Source organism: Limosilactobacillus galli, assembly GCF_947381495.1.
Classification (GTDB): Bacteria; Bacillota; Bacilli; order Lactobacillales; family Lactobacillaceae; genus Limosilactobacillus; species Limosilactobacillus galli.
Genome location: NZ_CANCWK010000058.1, coordinates 1 through 7821, shown reverse-complemented (window position 1 = coordinate 7821; position 7821 = coordinate 1). Strand labels below are relative to the sequence as shown.

The following is a 7821-nucleotide window of genomic DNA, read 5'->3' as shown; positions in this document are numbered from 1 at the left end:
GGATTATCGGCAACAAGTCAACGATAGCCAAATCAGCTTTAGCGAAGCATTATTAGAATTAACCGATAAGGAGATTGTCTATCAGCAACATGAAAGCCTAAAGAGAAGAATCAAACGTGCTAGATTTCCGATTATTAAAAGACTAAATGAGTTTGATTATCAATTTCAACCTTCGATTAACCAGCAGCAAATCGCTGAGTTTGCGACCATGTCATTTCTGAGAGCGTAAAATATTTTGTGTAAATTCTGAAACTTGAATTGAAAAAGGGAAAGCCTTCCCTGTATGATTGAATCGCTTAACACAATCAAAACGGAGGCTTTCCCCATGAATCAGTTTAACAAAGATGTGCAAAATGCGCTATTAAACAATAGCACTAGTCTTAAAGAAATTTTTCGCCAACAGCTAGAAAAGACGGTTAATCAATTATTGAAGTCAGAATTATCGGCAGTTTTAGGCTATGAAGCCTATGAACGGAATCACCAGACTCGTAATGCCCGCAATGGCTCTTACGAGCGCCAGCTTGATACCGAATTTGGCACAATTAGTATCCGGATCCCACGCGATCGCCAAAATAAATTTCAGAATGCTATTCTTCAGCCTTACGCTCGACGTCTTGATACGCTAGAAACAATGATTATTCATATGTATTCCAAAGGAATCACGACCCGTGAGATCGCAGATCTCATTGAAGAGATGTACGGTTGTCATTACTCACCAACAACGGTATCTAATATCACAGAGCAGGTAGAACAGTTAGTTCAGGAATTCCACCAGCAGGCGTTTAAACATCATCAATACGTCTGTGTCTTTCTAGATGCGACTTATGTGCCACTTAAACGTGGTACAGTCGAACGCGAAGCAATCAATGTGGCAATTGGAATTCGTAGTGACGGTGGTAAGGAAATCTTAGATTATTCCATTGCGCCAAATGAAAATGGCGAGGCCTGGAATGAATTGCTTCAAGGACTAAAGGAACGCGGGATTACTGACATTCAGCTTTTTATTGCAGATGGCATGGTTGGCCTTCAAAATGCTATTTTTAGTAACTTCCCCCAGGCAAAGTTTCAACGCTGTTGGGTTCATGTTGCTCGTAATTTAATGGGGCATGTTCGTAAGTATGATCGTCGGAAGATTATGACAGACTTTAAAATAATTCGTCAAGCAGCTACGTTAGAAGCTGCCCAAGCGGACTTAATCAACTTTGTTGCGAAGTGGGATCAAAAATACCACCGTCAGCTGATCAAAATTCAGAATTATCAGGATTTGTTTACCTTTTATGATTTTCCGCCAGCTATTCGTAATACTATTTATTCGACGAATCTAATCGAATCGTTTAACAAGCGGGTCAAAAAACGACTTCACAAAAAGGAACAATTCCCTAACGAAGCAGCTTTAGACCGATTCTTTGTTACGCAAGTGATGGACTACAATGATAAGTTTGAAAATCGCTCTCACCGCGGCTTCAAAACTTGTCGTGATACTTTAGACGCGATGTTTCATTAATTCATCTAAATCATACGCTAAGGCTTTCTAATTTACACAAACTTCTTGACACTCTCCCCGTTTCTCATCGCTGGTTTGATATTCCAGTTGGTTTTCCATATGGAAAACCGGGGCCAATAAGGAGATCGCCTGCTGGGCTTTCGAATTGCTAAGATTAGATTTGCCTATCGTATTCACAATTTGAACGAATTCCCGGCGGATATGAACTAAACACGATCCGAACTTAGCCGAAGGATAGAGCCGATCACTATAACCACCATATCCATCGCACATAATCAATCCTTGATAATCTGATCCCACTAGTTCACCAACTACTTGACCGGATCGTGTATTACGGTAATTGAAAAGTGCTAGTTGATGTTTACTAAATTCATTAGTCGTTCTAGTTACCCAGAAATAACTATTAGTCTTATCCTCTTCAATGACCTTAAATGGAGTTTCATCCATATGAATGACGTGCTCTTGACTCATCATTGTTTGGAGATGCTGATATAGTGGCTTAAGGTATGTTTGACTAACCTTAATCATGTTGGTGGCTAACTGTTTGCCATCGACTGGTAAGCCAACGGCTTGCCAAAGAGTACGTTGCCGATGAAAAGGCAATGCCAATCCAAACTTATACTTCGCTGCTTTGGCAAGAATACTGCTAGAAAAATAACTATGCGGAATCAGCGCTTGCGGCATTGAACTACTAATAATCACATCCTTACCTGCACGTTCGCACTCTGGACATTTATAACTTGTTTGAAACAAGTTTTGGCAATATAGTTCAGCCGGTTTTAATTGCACTTCACGACTATAAAGCCGTTTCCCAATTACTTTCATTTCTTGATGACAATGAGGGCAACTTTTATCAACTAAATCAATCTGTTTATCAACTTGGGGTAAATGATCTAAAAAGGCAGCCCGTCGACCATTTTCCTTGGGTTTCCGGCGACGCACTACCTTGCTTTTCTTTGACTCAATCACTTCAGTGATTGTCGTCTTAGCTTTTTGTAACTGATCTAATTCATCGTCACTAAATAATGACTGTTGTCCATCAATTACTTTTTCAATTACTTCGGTTTTTTTCCAAAAAAGTTGGTTTTGAAGCAGCTTAACCATTGCTTGTAATTGGGCTACTTGCTCTCGAAGCGCTTGGTTTTCTTTCTTCAATTGCTCGATTGTTTCGTTCATAGTGCGTCACCTCCTTTGCTTCCGTTATTATATCAAAGCTCGGAAGGTTTAAACAGAGGATCTTAATAAAAGCTGCCCGAAGGTGCAGCTTTTATTTGTCGCACTGGGAGCGGATCAAGCCCCGCTAATAACCAATCAAGCTGTTGCGATGTTAAATCTTTTACATCATCTCAGTGACGTGGCCATTTTAAGCGACCGTTCTCAAAACGCTTATAGAGTAGGATAAAGCCTTCGCCGTCCCAGTACAATCCTTTAAAACGATCTCTTCTACTACCACAAAACAGGAACAGAGAATTATTATACAGCTCTAAACCATAGTTTTCGGCGACCACTGTGGCCAATCCATCAATTCCTTTCCGCAGATCAGTCTTGCCGCAAACCAAATAAACGTGTTCCGGATCGTGCCAATTAATGAGCATAGCGCACCACAGCTTTAACTATTTCAGCCGCTAAATTAGAATTTGCGCCTTTGAAAATGGTTAATTGCACATTTTCAATTGTCATTTTGGCAGCCGGGTGCGGCGAGAATGCCGGTTTATTAACTGACACTGGTTTATTTTTGAAAACTGGTGCGATAATGTCATGCTTTTTTTCCATAAAAAGATCCTCCTGTACTGAAGTTGTCTTTAGTATAGGAGAGTTGGCATGCTATGCCTAGACGTATCGTTATGGACTGCTTACATTAATAGCAATTTAAGTACGGGGATTAATCCGTATAGCTTTGACTGATTTAGCATTGGTAATTTTTGAATATATAAGGTTTATAAAATTAATTTGGACGAAAAGCACCCAAATCGTTGAAAAATATTTCAAACAGTATTACTATTCTAAATGGAGGTATTCATATGAAGAAAAAAGACATAGTAGATTTAATAAAAGCTCATTACAGTAATAATGATAATGAGTTTAGAGCTATTTCGAATCGAATAGCCTCTGAGTTCAGTGCAATGGGTGATACAGAATTAGCTGCTTATATTACAGCGCAAATGACTAGTGTAGATACTATAGTTCCTCAATCTGTTAAGTATGATACAAAGTATTTAACGGAGGTGAAATTAGATAACTCATCATTACCTCTTCCACCCGCAATTGCGGAGGATCTAAAAGGAATTATCAATGCAATCCACCACCGGGTAGGAATTGGAAGGTTCTTGTTCGAAGGAGCGCCAGGAACAGGAAAGACAGAATCTGCAAAACAGATTGCTCGTCTTTTAAATCGGGTATTGTTAGCCGTGGACTTTAATAAGGTAATCGATAGTAAGTTAGGGCAGACTGCGAAGAATATTGCTTCTGTTTTCAGTGAAATTAATCATATGCCTAACTTGTCTCGGGTAATCATTCTTTTCGATGAGATTGATTCGCTTGCATTAGACAGGCTAGACGATAGAGATGTACGGGAGATGGGTCGGGCAACATCAAGCGTCTTAAAGGAATTAGATAATGTGAATCCTGAGGCAGTAATTATTGCTACTACCAACCTCTATGGTAGGTTAGATCGGGCCTTTAGGAGAAGATTCGATGCAGTAATAAATTTTGATCGCTATACTCGTAAAGATCTAATTGACGCAGCCGAGACTATACTAAATGAAGATTTATCGAAATTTCCTGAAGCAGGCAGAGACGTTAAGCTATTTCGTAAGATTTTGCAGACTTCAGAGGAAATTCCTAATCCGGGTGAGTTGAAAAATATTATTAAGGTCTCACTAGCTTTTAGTGACCCACAGAATCCTTACGATTACTTAGGACGCTTTTATAAAGATCTCCATGATACGCAGACTTTAGAGCTGACGGAGTTACGCAGTGAGGGATTCACTATCCGCGAGATCAGTATTTTAACCGATATTCCGAAGAGTACTGTATCGCGAGAATTACAGGGGTGATAACAGATGAATGAAGTATTAAGCCTAAAAGGTAAATTTGATCATATTGCTAACAGGAGTCGTCCTGGTTCTCCAAAGCTTCCGACAGGGGCAAAAGTATCAGCTGACAAGCTCCAGCAATTAATTGATGATTTAGAGACAATGAAAAAATACTGGGCAGATCATCGAGATATAATCCCAGGTATGTTAATTAGCGCATTTTATATTAAGATTGCGGCTAAATCGAATCGTATCTCCGGCTTTTTTAGTAAAGGACAAGCTCCAAATGAAAAGGTAGTAGGTGCGAAATTTGGACAGGATGCTGAGAAAAAGGATCGTCATATCATTACGTACTATGTAAGTAAAGAAGACGTTGCCAATTCTATTAAGCATGCTTTTGAGGTCAAAAAGATCCTTAATAATCAATTTGGCGGTGAAATTGATTATAAGACCTTTAACGCTGAAAAAAATATTAACAAACTAGACTTTGACCATTATGACATTGCCCGAACGATGTTTAAAAAGATTATTGCCGATGCATGGTTTGTTGAGAAGTTCGCTGTCGATGAAAATGGTGCTAAAGGTAGTGATTATAGGATAGTGACACTTTATAACACAGGCCAAGCAACAAAAGAGGTACTAAAGAGGGTTGGCATTAATATCAGCAATGACCAGATGCTAGATGACCAAACAGTTCGTCTTGCCGAAAATGACATAAATCTGTTGAATGAACGTGCCCCATACCTAGTTGCGATGGCAGCTGTTGATTTATCGAAGTACTCATCGGCAGATTTTGGAATTAATGATTCGTTTGAAGACATGACAATTCCTGCACCAACAAGTGAACCAGTTGTCGGAGTAATCGATACGCCTTTTGATCAAGATGTTTACTTTGCTGACTGGGTTGACTATGTAGACTGTATCGATTCAAATATCCCTCAGGAACCTAATGATAGTAATCATGGCACCTGTGTTGATTCTATTATTGTTGATGGACCCAGCCTAAATCCAGAACTGGATGATGGTTGTGGGCGATTTAAGGTTAAACATTTCGGGGTAGCATTATCGAGTAGTCGAACGAGTTCGTTTACATTAATCAGGCAGATAAGAAATATTATTCGCAATAATCAGGAAATAAAGGTCTGGAATCTTTCGTTAGGTTCAGAAACCGAGGTTAACAAGAACTTTATTTCGGCTGAAGGTGCTGCATTGGATCAGCTTCAAGTTGAATATAATGTGATTTTTGTTGTTAGTGCAACTAACAGAAGACCTGAGGATAGCAAAACTAAGCGGATCGGTGCTCCAGCAGACTCAATTAATTCTTTGGTAGTCGGTGCTGTCGATAAGGATAACAATGTACCTTCTTATTCAAGAAAGGGTGGAGTATTGTCTTTCTTTATTAAGCCGGATATTAGTTGCTTCGGCGGCGATATAAATGGCTACATGAAGGTAGTAGACAGCGATGGCCGAATCGATGAGAGAGGTACCTCATTTTCTGCCGCCTGGATTACACGAAAATTGGCTTACCTGATTGAGATAATGGGGTTGAGCAGAGAAGTAGCAAAAGCCTTGATAATCGACTCAGCCTATGGCTGGGGTGATTTGCCTAAAAATCACGATTACGTCGGTAATGGAATTGTTCCGACAAACATAAAAGATATTCTTGAGACGCCAAGTGATGAAATTCGCTTTGTTATCCAAGGTGTCTCTGATAAGTGGAATACATATAATTATAACTTGCCAATTCCGATTGATAAGGATGATAAGTATCCCTTCTTTGCAAGAGCAACTTTATGTTACTTTTCAAAATGCAGTCGGGCCCAGGGCGTTGATTATACCAACACTGAGTTAGATCTATATCTAGGCCGAATTAAGGATAATGGACGAATTGACTCTATCAATGAGAATCATCAATCTGATTTATCCGACATTGCGGTAAGAGAAGAAGATGCACGTAGTAACTTTAGAAAATGGGATACGGTTAAGCATATTAACCAAACGGTAAAATCTTCAGCGCGTCCTAAAAAGGCCTACAAGAACCCAATGTGGGGGATCAGCATAAAGTCGAAGGATAGGCTTGGACACAATAATAGAAAAAATATTCCATTCGGTATCGTCGTGACATTGAAGGAAATGAACGGTGAAAATAGGATTGACGACTTTATCCAACGCCTCAACCTTCGCGGCTGGATTGTAACGAAGATTGATATCCAAGAACGGATTAATGTTTACAATCAGGCTGAGCAAGATATTGAGTGGGATTAAGACTTTTACTCTCGGATTATATGTATGTTATAAGGGGAGAGGTAATAATTATGAAAAACATGTAATTTACAAATGCGGTTAATAGTCGTAATAATGTATTAATGACTGTTGACGAGATTGTAAATTTTCACGATTATCAAGTTAGAATATTCTACTTCTAACTTTTTGGTATGTCACTAGGCTTTAATGTTAATTTATTTTAAATTATAGAGGTTAAGCAATGATTGACTTTAATAAGAATGATAAAGCAACTGCGATTCAATCATTAATGTTAGTATTTCTCAATAGTATAGTACTAACAGTATTTAACTTTACTAAAACAGATGCTAGTGATGTTAAAGGAATTTTTATGGCCACGATTACTGCGACGATTCCCTTAATTATGAATGTTTATAAGGATGATAAGAAAGTGGCTATCGTAAAGCATAATTTCGATACCTTATTTAAAAAATTAGGATTCAGCTTATTAGGTGTTCTTGGCATTTTTTTAACATTCGTGTTTGAATGGATAATGGGATTAGTTTCTCGAGGGCCGTTGATGGTATATTTACCTATTCACGCTGTAAAGTTATTTGTTTCTTATTTAGGCTTTATCGAAACGGTGTCTCTTGTTATTGAGCCTTGGGTTTATAGTATGCTATTTTACCTTGATAAAAACGTTAAGTTGTAATTAAAAAGCAGTACATGTCAAGGGCAGTTTTAAATTGAGGTGGATTATAGAATGAAGTTAGCCACCCAGTTGGTGGTAAATAAAAAACGCCATTCAGCGTGACATCAGGTATCATATTAAGTGAACCAAACCTATATGAAAGGATGTCCGTCAAATGACGCACTTAAATGATACCATGTCTACTAGTTTATTGACTACTCATAAACAGAATGCTCATCTTACTAAAGAAGAACGTGTGATGATTGCGACTTTAAAGTCGCAAGGACTTTTCAATCGCGCAATTGGTCGCCAATTAGGAGTTAATCATCAAACAATTAATAACGAGCTCAACCGTGGTACGGTCCGCC

The 7821-nt window shown here is 38.7% G+C and carries 8 protein-coding genes and 1 pseudogene; 6 read left to right on the top strand and 3 right to left on the bottom strand.

The window, feature by feature from the left end:
• Nucleotides 1–220: pseudogene (locus QOS10_RS08670) on the top strand (ATP-binding protein); the annotation flags it as partial.
• Nucleotides 221–325: 105 nt separating this feature from the next.
• Complete coding sequence (locus QOS10_RS08665; RefSeq protein ID WP_283595084.1) at nucleotides 326–1504, top strand: IS256 family transposase; 1179 nt, start codon at nucleotides 326–328, stop codon at nucleotides 1502–1504.
• 27 nt (nucleotides 1505–1531) lie between these two features.
• Here QOS10_RS08665 and tnpC read toward each other — a convergent pair whose 3' ends face one another.
• The 3 genes from tnpC to QOS10_RS08650 form a co-directional block, all read right to left on the bottom strand.
• Entirely contained in the window at nucleotides 1532–2680 is a 1149-nt protein-coding gene (gene tnpC, locus QOS10_RS08660; RefSeq protein ID WP_283595083.1) for an IS66 family transposase, read from the bottom strand.
• 170 nt (nucleotides 2681–2850) lie between these two features.
• A complete protein-coding gene (gene tnpB / locus QOS10_RS08655) occupies nucleotides 2851–3099 on the bottom strand; it encodes an IS66 family insertion sequence element accessory protein TnpB (protein ID WP_283595081.1) in 249 nt (82 codons plus the stop codon).
• Nucleotides 3089–3277, bottom strand: a complete 189-nt coding sequence (locus tag QOS10_RS08650) for a hypothetical protein (RefSeq protein ID WP_283595079.1) — start codon at nucleotides 3275–3277, stop codon at nucleotides 3089–3091. Before QOS10_RS08650 ends, tnpB begins: the two co-directional genes overlap by 11 nt.
• 248 nt (nucleotides 3278–3525) lie before the next feature.
• Between QOS10_RS08650 and QOS10_RS08645 the strand changes: the two genes are divergently transcribed.
• The 4 genes from QOS10_RS08645 to QOS10_RS08630 form a co-directional block, all read left to right on the top strand.
• The gene (locus QOS10_RS08645) at nucleotides 3526–4560 is read left to right on the top strand and encodes an ATP-binding protein (protein WP_283595078.1); all 1035 of its coding nucleotides are present in this window, start codon (nucleotides 3526–3528) and stop codon (nucleotides 4558–4560) included.
• A gap of 6 nt (nucleotides 4561–4566) precedes the next feature.
• On the top strand, nucleotides 4567–6804 hold the full coding sequence (locus QOS10_RS08640; protein ID WP_283595077.1) for a S8 family peptidase: 2238 nt from the start codon (nucleotides 4567–4569) through the stop codon (nucleotides 6802–6804).
• Nucleotides 6805–7024: 220 nt separating this feature from the next.
• Nucleotides 7025–7474, top strand: a complete 450-nt coding sequence (locus QOS10_RS08635) for a hypothetical protein (RefSeq protein WP_283595076.1) — start codon at nucleotides 7025–7027, stop codon at nucleotides 7472–7474.
• A gap of 154 nt (nucleotides 7475–7628) precedes the next feature.
• The coding region (locus QOS10_RS08630; RefSeq protein WP_283595075.1) for a helix-turn-helix domain-containing protein at nucleotides 7629–7821 on the top strand (193 nt) is incomplete at its 3' end.